Annotated in this window: 16 protein-coding genes, 1 tRNA gene and 2 pseudogenes; 5 read left to right on the top strand and 14 right to left on the bottom strand. The window is 63.8% G+C overall.

The window, feature by feature from the left end; genetic code table 11:
• Positions 1–3 precede the first annotated feature (3 nt).
• From ACTJKX_RS23730 to ACTJKX_RS23740, 3 genes are all read right to left on the bottom strand, one after another.
• Positions 4–1545 (bottom strand): trimethylamine methyltransferase family protein, encoded by a 1542-nt coding sequence (locus ACTJKX_RS23730; protein ID WP_440726716.1) that lies wholly within the window; start codon positions 1543–1545, stop codon positions 4–6.
• Positions 1542–3953, bottom strand: a complete 2412-nt coding sequence (locus ACTJKX_RS23735; protein WP_440726717.1) for a GcvT family protein — start codon at positions 3951–3953, stop codon at positions 1542–1544. Before ACTJKX_RS23735 ends, ACTJKX_RS23730 begins: the two co-directional genes overlap by 4 nt.
• A 263-nt stretch (positions 3954–4216) precedes the next feature.
• Positions 4217–5839 carry a Na+/H+ antiporter gene (locus ACTJKX_RS23740; RefSeq protein WP_440726718.1) on the bottom strand — a complete coding sequence of 541 codons (1623 nt, stop codon included), beginning with the start codon at positions 5837–5839 and terminating at the stop codon, positions 4217–4219.
• A gap of 325 nt (positions 5840–6164) precedes the next feature.
• Between ACTJKX_RS23740 and ACTJKX_RS23745 the strand changes: the two genes are divergently transcribed.
• The gene (locus ACTJKX_RS23745; protein WP_440726719.1) at positions 6165–6467 is read left to right on the top strand and encodes a DUF485 domain-containing protein; all 303 of its coding nucleotides are present in this window, start codon (positions 6165–6167) and stop codon (positions 6465–6467) included.
• Complete coding sequence (locus ACTJKX_RS23750) at positions 6464–8140, top strand: cation acetate symporter (RefSeq protein ID WP_440726720.1); 1677 nt, start codon at positions 6464–6466, stop codon at positions 8138–8140. The genes ACTJKX_RS23745 and ACTJKX_RS23750 overlap by 4 nt, the downstream gene beginning before the upstream one ends.
• A 176-nt stretch (positions 8141–8316) precedes the next feature.
• On the opposite strand, the gene ACTJKX_RS23755 is transcribed toward ACTJKX_RS23750, so the two are convergent.
• From ACTJKX_RS23755 to ACTJKX_RS23765, 3 genes are all read right to left on the bottom strand, one after another.
• Positions 8317–11769 carry a 2Fe-2S iron-sulfur cluster-binding protein gene (locus ACTJKX_RS23755; RefSeq protein ID WP_440726721.1) on the bottom strand — a complete coding sequence of 1151 codons (3453 nt, stop codon included), beginning with the start codon at positions 11767–11769 and terminating at the stop codon, positions 8317–8319.
• Positions 11766–12047, bottom strand: coding sequence for a sarcosine oxidase subunit delta (locus tag ACTJKX_RS23760; RefSeq protein ID WP_371260382.1), 282 nt, complete (start codon positions 12045–12047; stop codon positions 11766–11768). The genes ACTJKX_RS23755 and ACTJKX_RS23760 overlap by 4 nt, the downstream gene beginning before the upstream one ends.
• 213 nt (positions 12048–12260) lie before the next feature.
• Positions 12261–13526 carry a sarcosine oxidase subunit beta family protein gene (locus tag ACTJKX_RS23765; RefSeq protein WP_440726722.1) on the bottom strand — a complete coding sequence of 422 codons (1266 nt, stop codon included), beginning with the start codon at positions 13524–13526 and terminating at the stop codon, positions 12261–12263.
• Positions 13527–13781: 255 nt separating this feature from the next.
• Here ACTJKX_RS23765 and ACTJKX_RS23770 point away from each other — a divergent pair.
• Positions 13782–13871 (top strand) — tRNA-Ser (locus ACTJKX_RS23770).
• 425 nt (positions 13872–14296) lie between these two features.
• Positions 14297–14887, top strand: a pseudogene (locus ACTJKX_RS23775) (integrase core domain-containing protein); the annotation flags it as partial.
• A gap of 23 nt (positions 14888–14910) precedes the next feature.
• On the opposite strand, the gene ACTJKX_RS23780 reads toward ACTJKX_RS23775, so the two are convergent.
• From ACTJKX_RS23780 to ACTJKX_RS23815, 8 genes and pseudogenes are all read right to left on the bottom strand, one after another.
• Positions 14911–16653 carry a recombinase family protein gene (locus ACTJKX_RS23780; RefSeq protein ID WP_440726723.1) on the bottom strand — a complete coding sequence of 581 codons (1743 nt, stop codon included), beginning with the start codon at positions 16651–16653 and terminating at the stop codon, positions 14911–14913.
• Positions 16654–16673: 20 nt separating this feature from the next.
• Positions 16674–16925, bottom strand: a complete 252-nt coding sequence (locus tag ACTJKX_RS23785) for a hypothetical protein (protein WP_440726724.1) — start codon at positions 16923–16925, stop codon at positions 16674–16676.
• Positions 16926–17134: 209 nt separating this feature from the next.
• Positions 17135–17605, bottom strand: a complete 471-nt coding sequence (locus ACTJKX_RS23790) for a MucR family transcriptional regulator (protein WP_440726725.1) — start codon at positions 17603–17605, stop codon at positions 17135–17137.
• A gap of 284 nt (positions 17606–17889) precedes the next feature.
• Positions 17890–18531 (bottom strand): methyltransferase, encoded by a 642-nt coding sequence (locus tag ACTJKX_RS23795; RefSeq protein WP_440726726.1) that lies wholly within the window; start codon positions 18529–18531, stop codon positions 17890–17892.
• Positions 18532–18637: 106 nt separating this feature from the next.
• Positions 18638–18718 (bottom strand): annotated as a pseudogene (locus tag ACTJKX_RS23800) (helix-turn-helix transcriptional regulator); the annotation flags it as partial.
• Positions 18715–19032, bottom strand: a complete 318-nt coding sequence (locus ACTJKX_RS23805; RefSeq protein ID WP_440726804.1) for an autoinducer binding domain-containing protein — start codon at positions 19030–19032, stop codon at positions 18715–18717. The gene ACTJKX_RS23805 and the pseudogene ACTJKX_RS23800, both read right to left, overlap by 4 nt.
• A gap of 246 nt (positions 19033–19278) precedes the next feature.
• Positions 19279–19818, bottom strand: a complete 540-nt coding sequence (locus tag ACTJKX_RS23810) for a TetR/AcrR family transcriptional regulator (protein WP_440726727.1) — start codon at positions 19816–19818, stop codon at positions 19279–19281.
• Positions 19819–19951: 133 nt separating this feature from the next.
• Positions 19952–20503, bottom strand: a complete 552-nt coding sequence (locus ACTJKX_RS23815; RefSeq protein WP_440726728.1) for a TetR/AcrR family transcriptional regulator — start codon at positions 20501–20503, stop codon at positions 19952–19954.
• 216 nt (positions 20504–20719) lie between these two features.
• On the opposite strand from ACTJKX_RS23815, the gene ACTJKX_RS23820 reads away from it, so the two are divergent.
• Positions 20720–21382, top strand: a complete 663-nt coding sequence (locus ACTJKX_RS23820) for an antibiotic biosynthesis monooxygenase family protein (RefSeq protein WP_440726729.1) — start codon at positions 20720–20722, stop codon at positions 21380–21382.
• Positions 21383–21398 lie beyond the last annotated feature (16 nt).

The following is a 21398-nucleotide window of genomic DNA, read 5'->3' on the forward strand; positions in this document are numbered from 1 at the left end:
GACTCACCCCCCGATCTCCTCCTTGCGCTTGGCGATATAAGCATCCACTGCCTCACGCACGGCCGGATCGAGGGGCGGAGGGACATGGGCATCGCGCGTCTTCTTCCAGACATCCAGTGCCCGGTCCGTCGCGGTGCGCTCGCCGGCATCGCGCCAGTTTTCGAAATTGGACCAGTCGGAAAGCACCGGGCGATAGAAGGCGTTCTCGTAGCGGGCGAGCGTGTGGGGCGAGCCGAAGAAATGTCCGCCCGGTGCCACGCCGCGGATGGCGTCGAGGGCGATCTCGTCGTCGCCGAACTCGATGGGCTTGAGGATCTCGGCCCAGCCGCGCAGCAATTCGGCGTCGATCACGATCTTTTCCAGGCTAGCCGACAGCCCGCCCTCGAGCCAGCCGGCCGCATGGTTGATGAGGTGGCTGTGGCTCATGATCGCTGCCCAGAGCGAGAAGCTGGTCTCCCAGGTCGCCTGCGCATCCGGCGCCGGACTGGCATTGACGGCACTGGTGCGCACCGGCACGCCAAGGCGACGGCCGAGCTGGGCGGTCGCCAGGGCCGCGTTGACATATTCGGGCGTGCCGAAGGCGGGAGACCCCGTCTTCATGTCGACATTGGAGGTGAAGCCGCCCATCACACAGGGCGCGCCGGGCCTCAGCATCTGGCAGAGCGCTATGATCGAGAGGGCCTCGGCCGTCTGCTGCACCAAAGCACCGGCCAGGGTCACCGGCGCCATCGCCCCCATCAGCGTGAAGGGGGTGATCACCACGCATTGGCCGTGCTCGGCCATGATCATGATGCTGTCGAGGATGTCCTCGTCGACCACGCGGGGCGAATTGACGTTGGTCACCGTCATCAGGGTCGGACGTTCGGCCAGGGCCTCGATGCTGCAGCCATGCTCGATCGCCGAAAGCGCCAGGGCATCGCGCGCCTGCACGCCGCCGACGCCGCGCGCCGCCCAGACCAGGTCCGAGAGTTCGATATGGGCGCGGTACATCTCCAGATGCCGCACGGGGACGGCGATGTCGACCGGCTCCACCACCACGCCGCCCTGCCAGTGCAGGAGGCCGAGGCCGCTGGTGATCTTGAGGATGTCGCGAAAGGCCTCGAGATCACCATAGCGCCGGCCGCGCTCGAGATCACGAATGTTGGGTGCGCCGTTGACCGGGCCGAAATTGACAACATTGCCGCCGACATGCAGGTCCCGCTCGGGATTGCGCGCATGCAGCACGAAGCGGCTGGGCGCCTTGGCCAGCATCGCCTCGACGAGGTCGCGCCCCAAGCGCACCATCTGCGTCGCCTCATCCACCAGGGCACCATGGGCGGCATAGGCCTGGCGCGCCCGCGGGCTGAGGATCTTCATGCCATCGGTTTCGAGCAGGGCATAGGCGGCATCGAGGATGCGCTCGACCTGCTCGGGCGAGAGGATGTCGACCGGCGCGAAGCGATTGGTCAGCCGCGGCATCGGCGGTGTGGCCGCCCCGGTGTTGCGGGCCCCACGCTCGCGGCGGCCAGCACGGCCGTGCTCGGACCCGGTGTTTTCCCGGCTCATCCGCGCAACCTCCCGCCATTGGGATCGTGCAGGGGCGCCGCCCGCAGGATGGCCGGACGGTCCTCACCGAAAATGTCGATGGCGAAAGCGGCACCGTCCTCGTGGTACTCACTCTTGACGTAGCCGATGGCTAGGCTCTTGCCGACATAGTGGCCATAGCCGCCCGAAGTGACGTGGCCGACGACCTTGCCGTCCTTGAGGATCGGCTCGTAGCCGATCACTTCCGTATCCGTGTCGACCTCCAGGACGGCGAGGCGGCGCCTGGGGCCGCGCTCGCGTTCCGCCAAAGCGGCGTCGCGGCCGGTGAAGCCTTCCTTCCTGAAATCGATGAAGAGGTCCAGCCCAGTTTCGGCCGGCGTGTAGTCGGGACGGAAATCCTTGTTGAAAGAGCCATAGCCCTTTTCGAGGCGCAGGGAAGAGAGCGCCCTGCCCCCGAACAGCTTGAGCCCGAGATCCGCGCCCGCCTCGACGATCTCGTCATAGAGCGTGGCCTGGAAATCGGGCGTGGTCCAGATTTCATAGCCGAGCTCGCCGGTAAAACCGGCGCGCGAGAAGATCACCGGAGACATGCCGACGGCGGTCTCCTTGACCGCAAATAGCTTGAAGGCGTCGGGCGAAAGATCCTCGCGCACGAGGCGCTGCATCAGCGTGCGGGCGTTGGGCCCTGCGATGGAAAAACCGGTCAAGGTCGAGGCGGCCGAGCGGACATGCACGTTTTCGGGCGGCTTTTGCTGCCAGAACCAGCGCATGTGATAGGCCTCGGCGAAGCCCGAGCCGATCAGCAGGTAGCGGTCTTGGGCGAGGCAGGCGATGGAGAGGTCGCCAACGATGCGTCCCTGCGGGTTGAGCATCGGCGCGATCGCCATGCGGCCGGGCCGGGGCAGCTTGCAGGCGAGCAGCTTGTCGAGCCAGGCGCGTGCGCCGGCGCCGGTGATCTCGTATTTGCCGTAGTTGGAGGTCTCGTAGAGGCCGACGGCCTCGCGCACCGCCAGGCATTCAGCCTTGACATGGGGGAAGGCGTTGGAGCGGCGATAGGTCGGATTCTCCGTGGGCTCGACGCCCGGGGGCGCGAACCAGAGCGCGTGTTCCAGGCCGAAATTGGCGCCGAACACGGCGCCGGCCTTCTTCAGCCGGCCATAGATCGGGGTGCGGCGCAGCGGGCGCGCATCCGGCAATTCCTCGTTGGGAAAGGCGAGGCGGAAGCGGCGGCGATAATTCTCGATCACCTTGGCCTTGGTGTAGCGGGGCGTGGCGAATACGCCGAAGCGCGCGACGTCCATGGCCATGATGTCGGCGCCCGGATCGCCCTCGGCCATCCAGCGTGACAAGGTGAGGCCGATGCCGCCGCCCTGGCTGAAGCCCGCCATCACGGCGCAGGCGACCCAGAAATTCGGCAGGCCCTTGACCGGGCCGACCAGCGGGTTGCCGTCGGGGGCGAAGGTGAAGGGGCCGTTGATCGACTTCTTGATGCCGGCGCGCCCAACGGCAGGGAAATGCTCGAAGCCGACCTCGAGCTCGGGGGCAATGCGATCGAAATTATCGGGCAACAACTGGGTGGCGAAGTCGTCGGGCGTCTTGTCGACCGACCAGGGCGTGCAGTTGTGCTCATAGGTGCCGAGCAGTGCGCCCTTGCCCTCCTGGCGCACATAGATCTCGCCGGAGAAATCGGTGGTGTTGATGATCTCCTTGTCCAACCCTTCCAGCTCGGGGATGGCCTCGGTGACGATGTAATGATGCTCCATCGCCAGCACCGGCAACTCGATACCGACCATGCGCCCGACCTCACGGGCCCACAGGCCGCCGGCATTCACCACATGCTCGGCATGGATCGAGCCCTTGTCGGTGGCGACGTCCCAGGAACCGTCGGGGCGCTGGCTGAGGCCGGTGACACGGGTGAAGCGGTGGATCTCGGCGCCGAGCTTGCGGGCCGCGGCGGCATAGGCGTGGGTGGTGCCCCAGGGATCGACATGGCCACCATCCGAACGCCAGAGCGCGCCGGTGAAATATTTCTCCTCGATCAGCACGTTGCGGCGCTTGGCCTCGGCCACCGGGATGATCTCGGTTTCCATGTCGAGATAGCGGGCCCGGCTGGCCACCAGGCGCAGATAGTCCATCTCGCCCTCATTGGCGGCGAGCATCAGGCCGCCATTGGCATGGATACCGCAGGACTGGCCCGTCAGCGCCTCCAGCTCGCGATAGAGGTCGATGGTGTATTTCTGCAGCTTGGAGACGTTGGCGTCGCCATTGAAGGTGTGCATGCCGCCGGCGGCGTGCCAGGTCGAGCCCGAGGTCAGCTCGTTCTTCTCGATGAGGGCGACGTCCGTCCAGCCGATCTTGGCCAGGTGATAGAGGATGGAACATCCCACCACGCCACCGCCGATCACCACGGCACGCACTTCGCTCTTCATTCTCGGGACCCTTTCAAAGCATGAGTCCCTGATACACGACATCAGCCCGCTTCGCGACGATGGTAGGGAAAACGCATCGATGACAAAACAAACATGACGGGAGTCAACCTGTCAGATTTTTCAGGCCAAAAGTGAGAATAGAAAACAAATGATGGCTAAGGAAACACATTCATCCTGGGATCGCAGGCTTCCAGCCTGCATCTTCCCCTGCCCCTGGCGTAGCGTCTCCAAGATGCAGGCTGGAAGCCTGCGATCCCAGGGATTCAGCCCGTCGCAAAGCGGGCCTCGAGCAGATCGAGCTCGCGCACCAATCTGCGGGCCACCTCGTCCGATAACCGCCGGGTCCGGGCATATTGGAAGATCTGGTCGCGCTCGGCCCTGAGCCCTGCCAGGCGCAACTGGCGCTCGATTTCGTCGATGCGGCGCATCAGCTCGGCTTCCTCTCCGGTCTGCAGATGTCCGTCGATGCGCTGGCGATAGAGCTCCATGATGCGCACGCTGGCATCGACATAGAGATCGGCATCGCTGCGCCCCAATCCCAATTCGTGCTGGGTCCGCTCGATCGCCTTGATCGCCGCCTCCGCCGCGGCGATGCGGGCCTCGTCCTCCTCCTCCTGGTGCGAAGGCTCGGGCGGCAGCTCCAGCCCCTTGAGCAGGCGGGGAAGGCCGACACTCGCCGCCACCAGGGACATCACGATCACCCCGGCTGCCAGGAAGATGGCGAGGTCGCGCGCCGGGAAGGGCGTGCCGTCGCTGAGGGCCAAAGGCAGCGTCAGCACGCCGGCCAGGGTGATGGCGCCGCGTACGCCGGCGAGCGAGGCGGCGGCAATCAGCCGCCAGCTTGGCAGCATGATCGCCTTGCCCTTGCGCGCGGCGCGAAACAGGGTGAAGCGCAGCGAGGTCCACACCCACAGAAAGCGCAGGATCGCCAGCGCCAGCGTGATGGCGAGGACATAGACGATCATCCAGATCGCACCATGGCTCCTGGCAGCGGCGGCGACGATCTGCGGAATCTGCTCGCCCAGCAGCACGAAGATGATGCCGTTGGCCGCGAACTGCACCATGTCCCAGACGGCACCGCCACGCATGCGGGCAGCGACCAGCGACTGGCCGAGGCGCTCGACATAGCTCATGGTCATGCCGGCGGCGACCGCCGCCAGGATGCCCGAGCAATGCAGTTCTTCGGCGAGGAGATAGGCGGCGAAGGGGATGAGCAGGCTGACCAGCACCTGGGAGCCCGCCTCGTCGCCGAAGCGGCGAGCCACCCAGCGATTGGCGAGGGACGCGCCCCAGGTGACGGCAATGCCGATGGCGATGCCGCCGCTCGCCACCCAGAGGAAGGTGCCGAGGGCACTGGTGAAGGAGAAGGTGCCGGTCAAGGCCGCGGCAACAGCAAAACGCATGCAGACCAGGCCGGAAGCGTCGTTCAGCAGCGACTCGCCTTCCAGCACATGCATCAGCCGCTTGGGAATGGGCACCCTGGCCGCGATAGCCGATACCGCGATCGGATCGGTCGGCGACAGCACGGCGGCGAGCGCGAACGCCACCGCTAGGGGCACGGACGGGATGATCCAGTGAATGAAGAAGCCGACGCCGATCACGGTGAACACCACCAGGCCGAAGGCGAGTTCGATGATCGTGCCCTTGTCGCGGAACAGGCCGTCCTTGGGAATGCGCCAGCCATCCAGGAACAGCAGCGGCGGCAGGAACAGCAGGAAGAAGACCTGCGGGTCGAGTTCGACCCTGAAACTGGCGAAGGACGCGATCAGTGCGCCGAAGCCGATCTGGACCAGAGGCAAAGGCAGGACGATCGGCAGCATCCTCGCGAGCGCGCCGCTGAGGACGACCGCCAGCAATAAAAGTAGAATGACCGAGATCGTCTCCATGCCCACCTTATCCGCTCGTGACGCGGCCAAGCTAGGAAGCGCCTGTTAAGATATTGTTGACCAGTCCGAGTTTTCACCAGTTCTCAAGGGCGTGTCGGATCCGGCATTCACGCCGGCCGGGCGAGCCTTTCCTAAGGAATCCGGCGCGGCCGAAACCCGATCGTCGGAATAGCTCACAACAACGAGCACATGACGTTCAATGGATTGGGAATAGGCGCAATTGTCCATTGCGCGACATGTTGGCTTAATCCTAGGTTGAACCCGACGGTGGACCTGCAAAACATTTGGGCTGCCTTGCCGGTCGAGCGGCGTCGGGGGAAACACAATGTCTTCTTACAAATCCATTGAGCAAAATCCGAAATATCAGGAGCTGGTGCGGCGCCGAAGAACGCTCAGCCTCACGCTTTCGGCCATCATGATGGTCATCTATTTCGGCTTCATCCTGGTTGTCGCCTATCTGCCGGGCGTGCTCGGGCAGCATCTGGGCACCGGCGTCACCACCATCGGCATCCCGATTGGCGTCCTCGTCATCGTCGCCGCCTTCATCCTCACCGGCATCTATGTCCGTAAGGCCAATGCCGAATTCGACACGCTGACCCAGGAAATCGTCAAGGAGGCACGCGGATGAAGCGCAGCACTCTCATCCTCGCAGCCTTCCTGCCGGCGCTCTGCGCCACCCAGGCCCTCGCCGACGCCGTCTCCGGACCGGTCCAGCAGCAGGCGACCAACTGGCACGCCATCATCATGTTCGGCCTGTTCGTGCTCCTTACGCTGGGAATCACGGCCTGGGCTGCCAACCGCACCAAATCGGCCTCGCAATTCTACACGGCGGGCGGCGGCATCACCGGCTTCCAGAATGGCCTCGCCATCGCCGGCGACTTCATGTCGGCGGCCTCCTTCCTCGGCATTTCCGGCCTGGTCTACATGAAGGGCTATGACGGCCTGATCTATTCGATCGGCTGGCTGGTCGGCTGGCCTATCGTCACCTTCCTGATCGCCGAGCCCCTGCGCAATCTCGGCAAGTTTACCTTCGCCGACGTCGCCTCCTTCCGCTTCAAGCAGACGCCGATCCGCGTGCTCGCTGCCTTCGGCACGCTGGTGACGGTGGCCTTCTACCTGATCGCGCAGATGGTCGGCGCGGGCAAGCTGATCCAGCTCCTGTTCGGCCTGCAATACAGCTACGCCGTCATCATCGTCGGCGTCCTGATGATGCTCTACGTCACCTTCGGCGGCATGGTCGCCACCACCTGGGTGCAGCTGATCAAGGCCTGCCTGCTGCTGGGCGGCGCCACCTTCATGGCCCTGATGGTGCTGCTCACCTTCAATTTCAGCCCCGAGGCCCTGTTCGCCAAGGCGGTGGAGGTCCATCCCAAGGGGGCGGCGATCATGCAGCCGGGCACGCTCGCCAACCCGCTCTCGGCCATCTCGCTCGGCCTCGCTTTGATGTTCGGCACGGCCGGCCTGCCGCATATCCTGATGCGCTTCTTCACCGTCGCCGACGCCAAGGAAGCCCGCAAGTCGGTGTTCTACGCCACCGGCTTCATCGGTTATTTCTATATCCTCACCTTCATCATCGGCTTCGGTGCCATCACTCTGGTGTCGACCAACCCGGCCTTCCTGACCGATCCGGCCAAGGGCCTGGAGGCGATCCGGGGCGGCATCAACATGCCCGCCATCCATCTGGCCGACGCCGTCGGCGGCGACATCTTCCTCGGCTTCATCGCCGCCGTCGCCTTCGCCACCATCTTGGCGGTGGTGTCGGGGCTGACGCTCGCCGGCGCCTCGGCCATCAGCCACGACCTCTATGCCACGGTGATCAAGGGCGGCAAGGCCAAGGAGCAGGACGAGATCCGCGTCTCCAAGATCACCACCATCGTGCTCGGCGTGATCGCCATGGGGCTCGGCATCACCTTCGAGAACGTCAACGTCGCCTTCATGGTGGGCCTGGCCTTCGCCATCGCGGCTTCCTGCAACTTCCCGGTGCTGCTGATGTCGATGATGTGGCGCGGCATGACCACGCGCGGGGCGGTGATAGGCGGCTATCTCGGCCTGATCTCCGCCTTGCTCGGCGTCATCTTCTCGCCCGGCGTGTGGGAAGCCGTGCTCGGCCATCCCAAGGGCTCGGCGCCGTTCCCCTACGAGAATCCGGCGCTGTTCTCGATGGCGCTGGCCTTTGCCGGCATCTGGCTGTTCTCCAAGCTCGACAACAGCCAGCGCGCCGCCGAGGACCGGGCCGGCTTCGACGACCAGTATGTCCGGTCGCAGACCGGCATCGGCGCCACGGCGGCGAGCAAGCATTGAGGCAGGACTGGGCCGGTTGAGGCACCCCTCATCCGGCTGCCGCCACCTTCTCCCGCAAGGGGAGAAGGGATTTCATTCGGCTCGGCTATGCTATCCAAGCTCCTTCTCCCCTTGCGGGACCTGGCACTTCCTATGGAAGTGCCTTGGGTCCCGGCGGGGGGATGAGGGGTATTTTCTCAATCCAGCTTCAGGCCATATTCGGCCGCGCTCTCGACCAGCACCTCGGCGAAGGCCTGGGCCAGGGTCGAGGGGGCGAAGAGGTCATAGGCCGGCTCGTCGGAGACCTGGTGCAGCAGGATCGGGATCTGCGCCATCAGGGTGCGTGCGACATGGCCGGGCCCGAACACGCGCGGATGCAGGTCGATCCGGCATAGTTTCATCAGCGCGCTGCGCGCCTTAGGCCCCGACAGGCGCAGCACGCCGAAGGCCGAGGAAAGATCCACCACCGAGGCGTTCTCGCCGAGAGCATGTTTGAGGCTCACGGCAAGGCTGCCCGGCCGTCCCTGCTTGTCCAGCACCAGCCAGTCGCCAGGGCCGAGCGAAAGCACCTTCAGCGCCCCCGAGACCGCCGATCGGCTGGGCTCCGGCAGATCCAGCTCGAACTCCGCCTGGAGGGCCCGGCGCAAGCCCGCCTCGCCATCCCGCCGCAGCTTGATCTCGGCGATGTCGGGGCTGCGCTCGGCCAGTTGCACCTCAGCGACGCGATCGGAGGGGCGGTCCGGGATCAAGGCGTGATGACCTGGTACGGAGCGCGGCAGGACCAGCGGCTCGACGACCCCGACCGGCGAGGCATCCTTCACCCTGAGATTGTCCGGATCGACGAAATGCGGGGAGACGATGGTGACCTCACAGGCTTCACCGCGCACGGGATCGGCAGCATGCAGCCTCTGGCCGATCCGTTCCTTGCCGCCGCGCAGCAGGGCAAGGCCGATGAAGCCCTTCCCCTGCGTGGTTGGGCAGGCGGCGGTAACGAAACCCAGGCTCTTCTTGGCTTCGGCGGAGGCGGTAAGATGGGCGCCGGCCCGCAGCTTCTGCCCGGGATCGTCCACCTTCACGCCAATCAGCACAAGGCGCCCAGCCTCGGTCAGGCCGGGACGGCCGGCCAGGACGCGGCCGACATAATCGCCCTTTTTCTTGAGCATGCGGCCAAGGCCGAGATCGGCGGCCGTGGTCTGGCCGTTGAGCTCGCTGCCGGCGACATGCCCCTTCTCGATCCGAAGCAGGTTGAGGGCATCGAGCCCATAGGGCTTGATGCCGAAGGGCTTGCCGGCCGCGAGGATGGCTTCCCACACCGGCTCGGCATGGCCTGAGGGCACGCTGACCTCATAGGCGAGTTCGCCCGAAAAGGAGATGCGGAAGAGCCGGCCGGAAACCCCGGCAATCATCGCCTCGACAACGGCCATGAAGGGGAAGGCCGCATCGTCGAGGTCCTGGCCGGTGATGCGGGCGAGCACCGCCCGGGCCTTAGGGCCGGCTACCGCGAAAGTCGCCCATTGATCGGCGACATTGGTGATCTGGACGTCGAGATCGGGCCATACGGCCTGGTGATGGAATTCGAGATGCTCCAACACCGGCCCGGCATTGGCCGTGGTGGTGGTGACGAAATAATGATCCTCGGCCAATCTCGAAGTGGTGCCGTCGTCGAGAACGATGCCGTCCTCGCGCAGCATCAGGCCGTAACGGGCCCGTCCCACCGGCAGGGACGAGAAGGTGTTGGCATAGATACGGTCGAGAAAGGCGCCGGCATCGCGGCCCTGGACGTCGATCTTGCCGAGCGAGGAGGCATCGGTGACGCCGACGGCTTCGCGCACGGCCCTGGCTTCGGCCAGCACCGGCGCCCAGCTGGTATCGCGCGAGGGGGAATAGACCAGGGGCCGCAGCCAGAGGCCGAGCTTGACGAAGACGGCCCCCTGCCGCGAATGCCAATCATGCAGAGCGAGCCGGCGCTTGGGGCGGAAATGCTCGCCCGTCTCGGCGCCGGCAAGCGCACCGAAGGAAACCGGCGAGGCATAGGGCCGGAAGGTCGGCAGGCCCGTTTCGGCGATGCTCTCGCCCTTCGCTTCGGCCAGGATGGCACTGCCGACGAGGCCGCCGGTCTTGCCCTGGTCGGTCGCCATGCCGAGCGCAGTGTAGCGCTTGGCATGCTCGACATGCGCATAGCCTTCGCGTACCGCCAGCCGCAGGTCGTCGGCGGTGACGTCATGCTGCAGATCGACGAAGGCCTTGCCGGAGCCGCGCGAAACCTTGGCCTCCCAGAAGGGCTGGGGCGGCGTACCCTCGCCCGCCGCTCCCGCGGCGTCGCCCACGAGCTCGATCCGCTCATTGCCCCTGGCGCAGAAGGCCACGGCCTTGTCGTCCCACTCGAAGGGCAGTCGGGCCTGGCCGGCGAGTTGCAGGCGGGGATCGTGCCCACCGGAGACGCAGAGCAGATCGGCCAGCAGCATTTGCGGCCGCAGCCTGGCTGCGACAGGCGTGATGGTCAGGACATGCAGGGGCGCGCCCTCGGTGGCGGAGACCTGCGATCCAAACCAGACGGGGATGCCAGCTCGTTCCGCCTCGCGGCCCGCGGCAGAATCAGGTCTGACGTCGATGATGCCGGCGATCTCGACGCAGGCCTGGGCAAGCTGCCTCACCGCATCATAGGCGCGATCATTGTTGACGAAGAAGGCCGCCCGCCGGCCGGGCGCCACGCCGAACCGCGCGACATACGCGGCGGCCGCCGAAGCCAGCATCACGCCCGGCCTATCATTGCCGGGAAAGGCGATCAGGCGTTCCTGCGCGCCGGTGGCGAGCACGATCCTGTCCGGGCGGATGATCCACTGGCGCTGGCGCACCTCGCGCTGCCCGGGCGTGATGCGGTGATCGGCTACCCGCTCGACGGCGCCGACGACAAGCCCGTCATAGAGGCCGTAGGCGCCGGTGCGGTTGAGCAGCATTACCTCGGGAAGCGCCGCCAGTTCGGCGAGCTTGTCGGTCAGGCCTTCACGCGCAGCGGGGTCGAGCAGTGCCGAGCCGCCAAAGGCGAAATCCTGCTCCAGCACGATCACGCGTTTGCCGGCCCGCCCCGCCGCCAGGGCGCTGTCGAGCCCAGACGGCCCCGAGCCGACGACCAGCAGGTCGCAATGGGCATGCATGGTGTCGTAGCTGTCGGGATCGGGCTCGCGCGCCGCCCGCCCCAGCCCCGCCGCCCGGCGGATCAGCGGTTCATAGACCTTCTCCCACCAGGCTGCCGGCCACATGAAGGTCTTGTAGTAGAAACCTGCCGGCAGAAAGGGCGAAAGCCAGCCATTCACCGCGCCGAGATCGAAGCCGAGCGAGGGCCAGCGGTTCTGGCTCACCGCCTCCAGCCCCTCGAAGAGCTCGATGGTGGTGGCGGCGACATTGGGCTCGCGCCGGGCGCCCCGACGCAGTTCCACCAGGGCCGAGGGCTCCTCGGGCCCGGCCGTGAAGATGCCGCGCGGCCGGTGATATTTGAACGAGCGCCCGACGATGCGCACGCCATTGGCCAGGAGCGCCGAGGCGAGCGTATCGCCGCGATAGCCATGCAGGATCTTGCCGTCGAAGCGGAAGGACAGCGGCTTGCTGCGATCGACCTGCCCGCCCTCGGCGAGGCGATGGGGACCGCTCATGCCGAACGCTCCGGCAGGGGGATCTCGTCATGTCTGCTGACCACGGCCTGGATCTCGTGGCTGACCGTATCGCGCAGCACCTTCAGCACCTGCCGGCAGCCATGCACATGCTGCCACCATTCCAGATGCCAGCCCGCCGGATTGGCGCGCTCATAGACATAATCGTAATAGGCTTGCGCCTCGGCCTCTTCGCCCGGCCGGCGCACCGAGGCATCGCCGCGATAGCGGAATTCGACCTCGTCACGCAGGCCGCAATGGGGACAGGCAATTCTCAGCATGACGGAAAGGTCTTTGCGGTTAGGAGACACGCGAAAATGCGTGCCCCGTCATCCCCGGCCGAGCGAAGCGAGGGGAAGGGGATCCAGGGGCCATGGATTGTGTTTCTCAGCCCTTGGATCCCCTTCCCGCCACCTGCGGTGGCGCCGGGGATGACGGAGCCGGTCACTCCTCGATGCTTCCCCGAGCATGGCGTCATGGTGATGCTTCTCATCTCAATGCATCCAGGCATAGGGGCCGATGCCTCGTTCGTCGATCACCCGCCCTTCCCGGAAGCGCTCCAGCCCGAAATGCGCGATCAGGGGGTGCGGCGCGCCGGTCGCCACCAGATGGGCCGTGGTGAAGCCGCCGGCCGGGATCGCCTTGAAGCCGCCATAGCACCAGCCGCCATTGAGGTAGAGATTGGGCACCGGCGTCGTCGAGATGATCGGATTGCCGTCGGCGGTCATGTCCATCGCCCCGCCCCATTGGCGCAGCACGCGCAGGCGCCCGAGGGCCGGCATCAGCGTCAGGCCTGCCGCCAGCACGTCTTCCACCATCGGCAGGCTACCGCGCCTGGCATAGGAATTGTAGCCGTCGAGCGCGCCGCCGAAGACCAGACCGCCCTTGTCCGACTGGCTGACATAGAAATGCCCGGCGCCATAGGTGACGACGCAGTCGATCAGCGGCTTGACTGCCTCGGAGACGAAGGCCTGCAGCACATGGGTCTCCAGCGGCAGGCGGAAACCGGCCATGCCGGCCAGCAGCGAGGAATGCCCGGCCACCGCGAACAGCACCTTGCCGGCGCGAATGCCGCCGCGGCTGGTCTCGACGCCGCTGATCGCCTCGCCCTCGCGCGTGATGCCGGTGACCTCGCAATTCTCGACGATGTCGACGCCGCGCCGGTCGGCGGCACGGGCATAGCCCCAGGCCACAGCGTCATGGCGTACCGTGCCGCCCCGCCTCTGCAGGAAACCGCCGAGTACGGGAAAGCGGCCATTGTCGACGTCAATGAGCGGCACCAAGCGCTTGACGCCTTCCTTGTCGAGCAGCTCGGCATCGACGCCTTCGAGCAGCATCTGGTTGGCGCGCCGGGCCAGCAGATCGCGCTGGCCGTCCGCATGCACGAGATTGAGCGCACCGCGCTGGGAGACCATGGCATTGTAGTTGAGCTCAGCCTCGAGCCCTTCCCACAACCGAAGTGAGAAATCGTAGAAGCGGATGTTCTCGGGCGAGAAATAATTGGAGCGGATGATGGTGGTGTTGCGCCCGACATTGCCGAGCCCGATGCCGCCGCGCTCCAGCACCGCGACGTTGGTGATGCCGTGATTCTTGGCGAGATAGTAAGCCGTGGCCAGGCCATGCCCGCCGCCGCCGACGATCACCACGTCATAGGCCGGTTTGGGCGCCGCCTTGCGCCAGGCTGGCCCCCAGCCGCGATGTCCGCGCAACGCCTCGAACGCGAGACGAAATCCCGAATAGGCGGAAGAGAGGACGGACATGGGCTCCGCTGTGATGCCGCGAGGGCGCCTGCCCGACGCAGGCGCCCTCCCGACTTAAGCACCTCGCTTGCCGCTGGCAATCGAAACACCGAGATGGGCTGCGATTTTGTTGCCGCCCCTCCGGGCCCAAGTTGAGATGGCCGACCATCCCGCCCCGGTCTCCCGCAGCACCATCCGTAACTTTCTCCCAATTTTTCCGCCATTCCGGTCTTGCCCCGCGCGGCGCATATCTATATGAAGCCCCCGACCAGCTGCGGAGAGGTGGCAGAGTGGTTGAATGCACCGCACTCGAAATGCGGCATGGGGGCAACTCCATCGGGGGTTCAAATCCCTCCCTCTCCGCCATTCCTTCTTCATGGCACTTGGCAAGCGCGGCAGGTCATCCAGGCCGTGTGAAAATGTTTTTAATCAAATCGTTACAGTAAGGCACCTCCGGCTGCGGCGAAGCCGGAGAAGTCGGTGCGCCGTCGATCTCAACTGCCTTTCATGCGACTTTCTACCGAGCTACGTGTCGTGGTTCGCTTGGCATGCAACGTCCGCCTCTCGAGAACGGGCGATTGGGGGGCTTCTTACTAGCGCATCGGACATTTAGTCGGACGCATAGCCGGCGGCGTTGAGATAGTTCCAGCATTTTTGGGGCTGCGGTGATCGCAGATATCGCCGATTGCATTCCAGAGTTGTTCGAAAGTTCGAGCGGCAGCCGCCCTCGGACGGGCTTTGAGTCGGGCAAAGGCCATGGCGATGAGATTAAGCTGCCCCTGGAAAGTCACCGCTTTGAGGTTAGTCTGAAGCGCGAGGGCGTCGAGGTTAGCTGGAGGAAGCTCCATCGCCACGCGAGGAACGGGCGACGGTGAGGAAGCGTGGCGACCGTCGACCAGCGCTGGAGCCTCGACCTTGTCTCTGGCACATTGGTCGATGGCCGCCGCTTCCGCATACTGTGTGACATCGACGACTTCAGCCGGGAATATCTGACGACCGAGGTCGATGGCTCGATCTCCGGCGAGCGCATGGCGCGGGCGTTGGATGCGATCGCCGAGCGTTGCGGCTATCCGCCGATAGTGATCAGCGACAACGGAACCGAACTCACTTCGAACCCCATGCTCGAATGGCAGCAGGAGAATGGTGTCGAATGGCGGTACATCGTGCCGGGCAAGCCGATGCGGAATGGCTTCGTGGAGTCCTTCAAGGGGCGCCTGTGGGACGAATGCCTCAACAGCTATCGCCACGCTCGTCAGATCATCGGGGACGGGAGGACTGACTACAATCTGGGCCGACCACACACGAGCCTCGGCGGGCTCACCCCAAACGAGTTTGCAACCCGGTCCGCAACGGACCACAACATGAACAGAGCTAACCTATAGACGCGGACAAATAGGGGAGCAGGTCAGCGGCCATCATGACACTGGGGGCCGCAAACATGACACTGGGGGCCGCAAACGCAAAAAAGCCCTGCGCGGTTAGCGACAGGGCTTATTCGAGAACGTTGGTTGCGGGGGCCCGCAACGGCTTTCATCATAACATCACCAACCCTTTGATTTCGTTCAGGATTGGCGAATTCGAGTATGCCAAACAGCTCGCCGCGTAGCTCGGCATGGATCTCGCCGCGCTTCTCGCCCGGCGTGAGCACGATCTGGCCGATCAGCGAACGAAGAGCCTCCGCCGCCTGTCGCCCGCCCTCGTCATCGGCGAGCGCTTGGCTGAAGTGCTCGACGCGCTTGCGGTAGAGATTGGCGATGTTGGGATGAAGGTCGGGGACGTCGGTCGGTGCCTGCGCCAGGCGTTGGGCGATCTCGGCCTTCTGCCGCTCCAGATCCTCCATCCTCGCCTTCATGGTCGGCTGATAGAGTCCATCCTCGATCGCCGCCATGATACCGGCGATGGCACGCTCGATCTTGTCGAGTGCCTTGCGGTCCTGCTCACTCTGCGCCCGGCGCTCCTGGTTGAGCCGGTTGGTCTCCTGGGCATAGGCCTTGACCGCCTCGGCTACGGCATCGGCCGAGACCAGCCTTTCCTTCAAGCCTGAGAGAACGCGCTGCTCGATTTTCTCCTGCATGATGGTCCTGCCATTGTCGCAGGTACCCCGGCGCTGGTGGTTGAGGCAGGCATAGCGCTCTTTCGTGAACAGCCCATAGCGTCCACCACAGCAGCCGCAGGTGAGCAGGCCGGAAAGGAGAGAAACCGGCCGCTTCATGGTGTGCAGCCTCTTGGCCCTGGCGCTTCGGACGCCGATGGTCACGGCTTCGAACTTGCTGGCGATGACCTTCTGTCTGTCCTTCACGGCCTGCCAGAGCTTGTCGTCGACAATTCTCAGATGTGGCACCTCGGTGCGGATCCACTTGGCTGGCGGATTGATCCGCGACACGCGCTTGCCGCTTGTTGGATCCTTAATGAAGCGCAGGCGGTTCCACACCAGTACGCCAGTATAGAGCTCATTGTTGATGATGCCGGTACCCCGGATCACATGCCCTCTTACGCTGGTGTCACCCCAGTGCCGGCCGAGGGGGCCGGAAATGCCTTCCTTGTTGAGATCGACGGCAATGGCCTTCGGGCTCTTGCCCGTCGCGAATTCCTGGAAAATACGACGGATGATCTTGGCTTCCTCCGGCACGATCTCGCGGTCACCGCGAATGGGCTCGCCCTCGGCATCGAGCTTCTTCACCACCCTGTAGCCGTAGCACAGCCCTCCCCCGGCCTTGCCCTTCTCCACCCTGCCCCGCAGACCGCGGTGGGTTTTGAGGGCAAGGTCTTTCAGGAACAAGGCATTCATGGTGCCCTTGAGGCCGACATGCAGCTCGCTGATCTCCCCCTCGGCCAGAGTGACGATGGTGACGCCAGCAAATTTGAGATGCTTGAACAAAGTGGCGACATCGGCCTGGTCGCGACTGATGCGATCGAGCGCTTCGGCCAGCACGATCTCGAACTGGCCGCGCTGGGCATCGCGCACCAATTGCTGGATGCCATGCCGCAAGATGGTGCTGGAACCGGAGATCGCCGCGTCCTGATAGGTCCCGGTCACGTTCCAGCCCTCGCGCGTGGCCTGCTCACGGCATAACCGAACCTGGTCTTCGATGGAGGCGTCCCGCTGGCTGTCGGAAGAATAGCGGGAATAGAGCGCGACACGGGTCATGGTGGATCAACCTCTCTCTTTCATAGTGGGGGCTCATCCTTCTTCCCCCTGCCCTTTTCCTCTCGGCGACCAGGCCGATTGTCATTGGCCGCCCGGTGCTTCTCGAACGCTTCCCGGGCCAGTTGCCGGCCGATCACCCGCGCGATATCAAGCACGATGTGATCCAGCTTTGCGGGATCGGCATCCTCGCCGGCATAGCTGGAGCCGGCGAGTTCGGTGTTGTCGTTGGACGGGGCCGATGGTGTCGGCCCTGTCTTGGTTTCTTCTGCCATCAGGTCGCTCCCGAGAATGGATCGACCTGCCATCAGATGCCTCCAACCGAGGAAGGAAAGCACGAAGTTCATGGCGTAGGGCCATGGCGTGCAATCACTTGAGAATTGCGGTTTTGCCTCCTACGCCAGACCTGCCGGAAACGAGGCTGGAGAACCTTGATCTCGGTCATCCAGCCCTTCGCAAATCGAGATGTCCGGCGTCGAGGTTGCTAGGCGGCCTTTTTCTTCCTGCCCTTGCTGGGTGCGGGAGGGGGCGGCGGGGGCGGAGCGCTTTTGGCCTTCCGGCCTTGTTGGCCGAGGCCGAGTTCCTTGGCCAGACGCGAGCGTGTGGCCGAATAGTTCGGCGCAACCATGGGATAGTCCGAAGGCAGCCCCCACTTCTCCCGATACTGCTCTGGCGTCAGGCCATGAGCCGTTCGAAGATACCGGGTCAGCGATTTGAGTTTGCGCCCGTCTTCCAGACTGATCAGATAATCCGGGGTGATGGATTTCTTGATCGGAACGGCGGGTTTGGGCGGGGCATCCGCCTCGACCGCTTTGGGATTGTTCAGACCGGTCAGGCTTCCATGCACGGCGCGGATCAGATCCGCAAGGGAAGCAGTGGCGACCTGGTTGTTGGCAACATAGGCCGAGACGATGTCGACCGTCAGGTCGACCAGACTTGCGTCTTCCTCAGGCATGTTCAGTCACCTTTTTGTTTTTCATGGTGATGTCGAAGTGAGTGCTGTCTTTTGTTATGAACGCAGCATTGTGGACCCGTTCGCTGCGTTGGCTCAGATTCTCAGGCAAATTCCAGCAACTGTAAAGATCATCTTCAAGAATGATCATGGCTGCCTGTGCATTATTTAGAGCCTTTGCAGGTGATGTCGCGATCGCTCACGCCCTCTGCGTAAATTACGACAAAAACAGGTGAATAGAGAACATTCGATTTACATTCACCTGTCCCGAACGCCGGCCTGTGCTCTTAGAGCAAGACAAGTTGTCCGTGTCCGTCAGCCAAGGCTCGCGTCTGGCGACGTTCCCGCCACTCTGCGAATTCCATGATGACGATCTCGCACAAGGGCGCGACGCCACGCCATTGATCGCGATAGATGCTGGTGTCGATGCCGATGCCACAGTCCATGAACAGGCCCGTTCGCTGCTCAAACTCGACGCCTGCTCCTGAGGTCAGACGCTCGAAGCAGGGACGCCCGGAATAGCGGAACGACGACGAGCCTTGCGGCAGGAGGAATACGCCGTTGTCCGCAATCTGAGAGGCGACATCGATCACGGCGAACTCGAAGGATTTGAGGCCGCGACGATTGCCCGATGTTGCCAACTTGCCAAAGGGCGGATTGGCAATCGCCCAGTCGAACATGGCTCCCTCAAGCTCGTCCTTCCACCAGTTTCGCCAATCGGGCACGTCGGCACAAATCCATCGCGCTTCCGGCAACAGCTTGCGCCCGATCTCGACGAAGCGCGGATTGATCTCGACGCAGGTCAGTTCCACCTCGCCCCGACATTTGGAGCGCTGTTGAACCCAATAGGCCAGGCCGCCGATCCCGGCGCACAGATCGATGACCCGACCACACCCTGGCTCCCGAGCAAAATCGGCCGCCAGATCCATCGGCGTGAAGAACGCGCCTACAGCCGCGACATGTGAGCGCGTCCCGTGCCTCCTTGCTGCACTTGGGGTCCTGGCCGCCAAACGAGATCGCAGTCACCTTCCCGTCAAGCGTCGGAACAGGTACGACGTGGCCGTGCACGAGGCCAAACTCAGCCGCCTCACCTCGGATCAGCCGTACGGCACTCAAATCGGAGGAGCGGGCGTAGGCGTCATCCCAGCTGAACGGTGTAGCGCCGATTGGAGCTGCTGAACGATCGGGTCGCGGAAAACATAACCCCTGCCGTTGTAGCGCCGCTTCCATTCGTTCAGCAGCCGCTGGACCAAGATACTTGATGAGATCTCGGCTGGCGCCGTTTGCGGCCCAGGAACGACGCCGCCGAAAACCGCGGTAAAGCCGAACAAGTGTGCGAGCTCGAGAAGGCATTCCTGGACGCCCGCCGCGTCTTGCGCCTGTTCCATGCGTTCGATGAAATCCCACGTCTTGGCGAGGTGCTCTGTCATCTTTTGCGTCGTCCCTCCCCCTGCGACAAGCCTCGAGAAGAGTTTGGAAATGGCCGTCGATGACGCCGCAGTTTCTCGTTGACAGAGCGAGAAGCGGACCCTCGGCTCGTAACGACAGGCTATTCCAGAAGGACTCGGTCGTAGGAGGGATGCGCTGATCTACCCATCGATAGATAGGTAGATTCGTAAGCACCTCTGTCAACCCGCAACTAAGCGTTGATCGGAGGAGGGCACAGGTTCGTGCGTTTATGACGTCTGCTTCGTTGCCGACGAGATTAATGCGGACGTGGCCTGGTCGAACGCACCGATGTCGCCGTAGGCGCGGGCGAGGATCATCGCGCCTTCGAGTGTGGCGATGATGTGGTGAGCTTGCGCGGTCGCGTCAGGGCCGCCGACGCGGCGCGCAAGATCCTCGATACAGCGACGGAAGAATGATTGCACCTCAGAGGTCACTTCCGGGGCCAGAGCGCCCGCCTCTGCACCGAGGATGCCGCAGAGGCACATGCGCCCGTCGCGCTCAATCGTCATTCTGACCGCCGCACGATAGGTGCTGATCGCATCCTCCGGGCTCTCGCCAGGCTTGGCTTCGACAACTGCAAGGAATCGCTTTGCATAGCGGTTGGCCACGGCCGCCGCCATCTTCGCCTTCGTCGGAAAATGATGATGGACGCTCGCGCTCTTGATGCCGACCTCAGCTGCGAGATCACGGAAACTGAAGCCACCATACCCGCGATCTCGGATATGGGCCTCGGCGAGGTCCATCAAACGTTCGGCTGTTCCGCTCACGAAACTCTCCTGTCTATCGATAGATAGACCGCTTTCGCGCGATTAGCCAGAAGAATATCCCGCAACCCTCTCATCGACGCGAATCATTCGCGTCAGGGTTCCTAGAGGTCTAGCGTTCGAAAAGTCGGCGAGCTTACTTGGCGCGCCGCGCTGCGGTGCTCACCGGAGCGGGCTTCATGGTTTTGATGAACTCTCGCGTGGCGCTGTCGTAGATGCTCAAGTCGTTCATCGCGTTGGCGACCACCTGTGCGCCTGTGATCGTAGAAAGCAGCTGTGACGCCTCATCCGATGGCAGCCCGCGCTCCACAAGCTTGTCGTGACACATCTTGAAGAAGTGCTTCACTTCTGCGGCGACCTCGGGAGGCAGATCCTGTGACGACCCTCCAAGCACGGCACATGGGCACATCCGATCCTGGGAGTGAATGGTGACACGAAATGCCTTCACAAAGACCTTGACGGGATTGGCTTCCTTAGCAAATTCGCGTTCGAACATCTCCGCATTCTCTGCGGTATAGCGCTTGATGACCGCTGCAGCGAGGTCTCCCTTAGTCGGGAAGTGGTAGTGCACGCTGGAGCTCTTCACGCCGACGTCGGCGGCGATCTCGCGAAAACTGAAACCATTGAAGCCGCCTCTTCGCATCCGCCGCTCAGCGGCGTCCATGATGGCGGCAGCGAGATCACTCATGAGGGTCTGCTCCGTTGACTATCTCTCGATAGGTAGGGCTTTGATCGGCGAAAAACAATAACTTTAATCTATCTATCGATAGAACGTTATGCTAACTGAATCGATCGGCATTCGAATACCGAGCGCTTCCGTCTGACAGAGGAATGGCCGAGCGCCATCCATCAGCACCGCGAGGTCTGTTCTCAGCCGAAGCTCAAAGCAAATGGGTGGAGCAAAATGTTCTCTGTCATCTTCGAGGTCCATCCTAAGCCGAGTGAATTCGAGCACTACCTTGCGCTTGCCAAAGAGCTGAAGCCGATTCTCGAGGGGATCGAGGGTTTCATCGACAACGAGCGGTTTGAGAGCAAGTCGAGGCCGGGCTGGATCCTCTCGCATTCGACCTGGCGCGACGAGAAGTCCGTCGTGCGCTGGCGCACGATCGCAAAGCATCATGAAACGCAGCAGCGCGGCCGTGATGAAGTTTTCCAGGAGTATCATCTGCGTGTGGGCGAGATCGTCTCCGATTCGACACCTCCGCAGGGATTGCAGCTCGTCGAGCAGCGATTGGATGAGACGGAGATCGGCGATGCCAAGTTCGCCGCGCTTACCGAGATCTCGCCCCATGGTGGCCCTGTCCCTCAGAACCTGACGGACGTCCTGGCGCTCGATCGATACCGCTCTGCTCTGCTCGACCAGGATACCTTCGCCAGCATCTACAATGAAGGTAAACTGGCGCTCCTCACCTCCTGGCGTGACCGTGGGTCGGCAGAGGCGTTCGACGTTAGCCCTCTCGTGAGCGTTGGCTCGGTCAGGCATCGCGTCGTGCGCATCGTGCGCGACTACGGCATGTTCGATCGACGTGAAAGCCCGCAATATTATGCCGAAGTCAGCCGCGCCTGATCGCACAGGTGCTCCG

The organism is Labrys sp. 22185 (assembly GCF_052045555.1).
In the GTDB taxonomy this organism is placed as follows: domain Bacteria; phylum Pseudomonadota; class Alphaproteobacteria; order Rhizobiales; family Labraceae; genus Labrys; species Labrys neptuniae.

Excerpts from the sequence above, each read along its gene's own strand:
- ACTJKX_RS23730 (WP_440726716.1), bottom strand. The coding sequence starts at position 1,545 with ATGAGCCGGGAAAACACCGGGTCCGAGCACGGCCGTGCTGGCCGCCGC.
- ACTJKX_RS23735 (WP_440726717.1), bottom strand. The coding sequence starts at position 3,953 with ATGAAGAGCGAAGTGCGTGCCGTGGTGATCGGCGGTGGCGTGGTGGGA.
- ACTJKX_RS23740 (WP_440726718.1), bottom strand. The coding sequence starts at position 5,839 with ATGGAGACGATCTCGGTCATTCTACTTTTATTGCTGGCGGTCGTCCTC.
- ACTJKX_RS23745 (WP_440726719.1), top strand. The coding sequence starts at position 6,165 with ATGTCTTCTTACAAATCCATTGAGCAAAATCCGAAATATCAGGAGCTG.
- ACTJKX_RS23750 (WP_440726720.1), top strand. The coding sequence starts at position 6,464 with ATGAAGCGCAGCACTCTCATCCTCGCAGCCTTCCTGCCGGCGCTCTGC.
- ACTJKX_RS23755 (WP_440726721.1), bottom strand. The coding sequence starts at position 11,769 with ATGAGCGGTCCCCATCGCCTCGCCGAGGGCGGGCAGGTCGATCGCAGC.
- ACTJKX_RS23760 (WP_371260382.1), bottom strand. The coding sequence starts at position 12,047 with ATGCTGAGAATTGCCTGTCCCCATTGCGGCCTGCGTGACGAGGTCGAA.
- ACTJKX_RS23765 (WP_440726722.1), bottom strand. The coding sequence starts at position 13,526 with ATGTCCGTCCTCTCTTCCGCCTATTCGGGATTTCGTCTCGCGTTCGAG.
- ACTJKX_RS23780 (WP_440726723.1), bottom strand. The coding sequence starts at position 16,653 with ATGACCCGTGTCGCGCTCTATTCCCGCTATTCTTCCGACAGCCAGCGG.
- ACTJKX_RS23785 (WP_440726724.1), bottom strand. The coding sequence starts at position 16,925 with ATGGCAGAAGAAACCAAGACAGGGCCGACACCATCGGCCCCGTCCAAC.
- ACTJKX_RS23790 (WP_440726725.1), bottom strand. The coding sequence starts at position 17,605 with ATGCCTGAGGAAGACGCAAGTCTGGTCGACCTGACGGTCGACATCGTC.
- ACTJKX_RS23795 (WP_440726726.1), bottom strand. The coding sequence starts at position 18,531 with ATGGATCTGGCGGCCGATTTTGCTCGGGAGCCAGGGTGTGGTCGGGTC.
- ACTJKX_RS23805 (WP_440726804.1), bottom strand. The coding sequence starts at position 19,032 with ATGACAGAGCACCTCGCCAAGACGTGGGATTTCATCGAACGCATGGAA.
- ACTJKX_RS23815 (WP_440726728.1), bottom strand. The coding sequence starts at position 20,503 with ATGAGTGATCTCGCTGCCGCCATCATGGACGCCGCTGAGCGGCGGATG.
- ACTJKX_RS23820 (WP_440726729.1), top strand. The coding sequence starts at position 20,720 with ATGTTCTCTGTCATCTTCGAGGTCCATCCTAAGCCGAGTGAATTCGAG.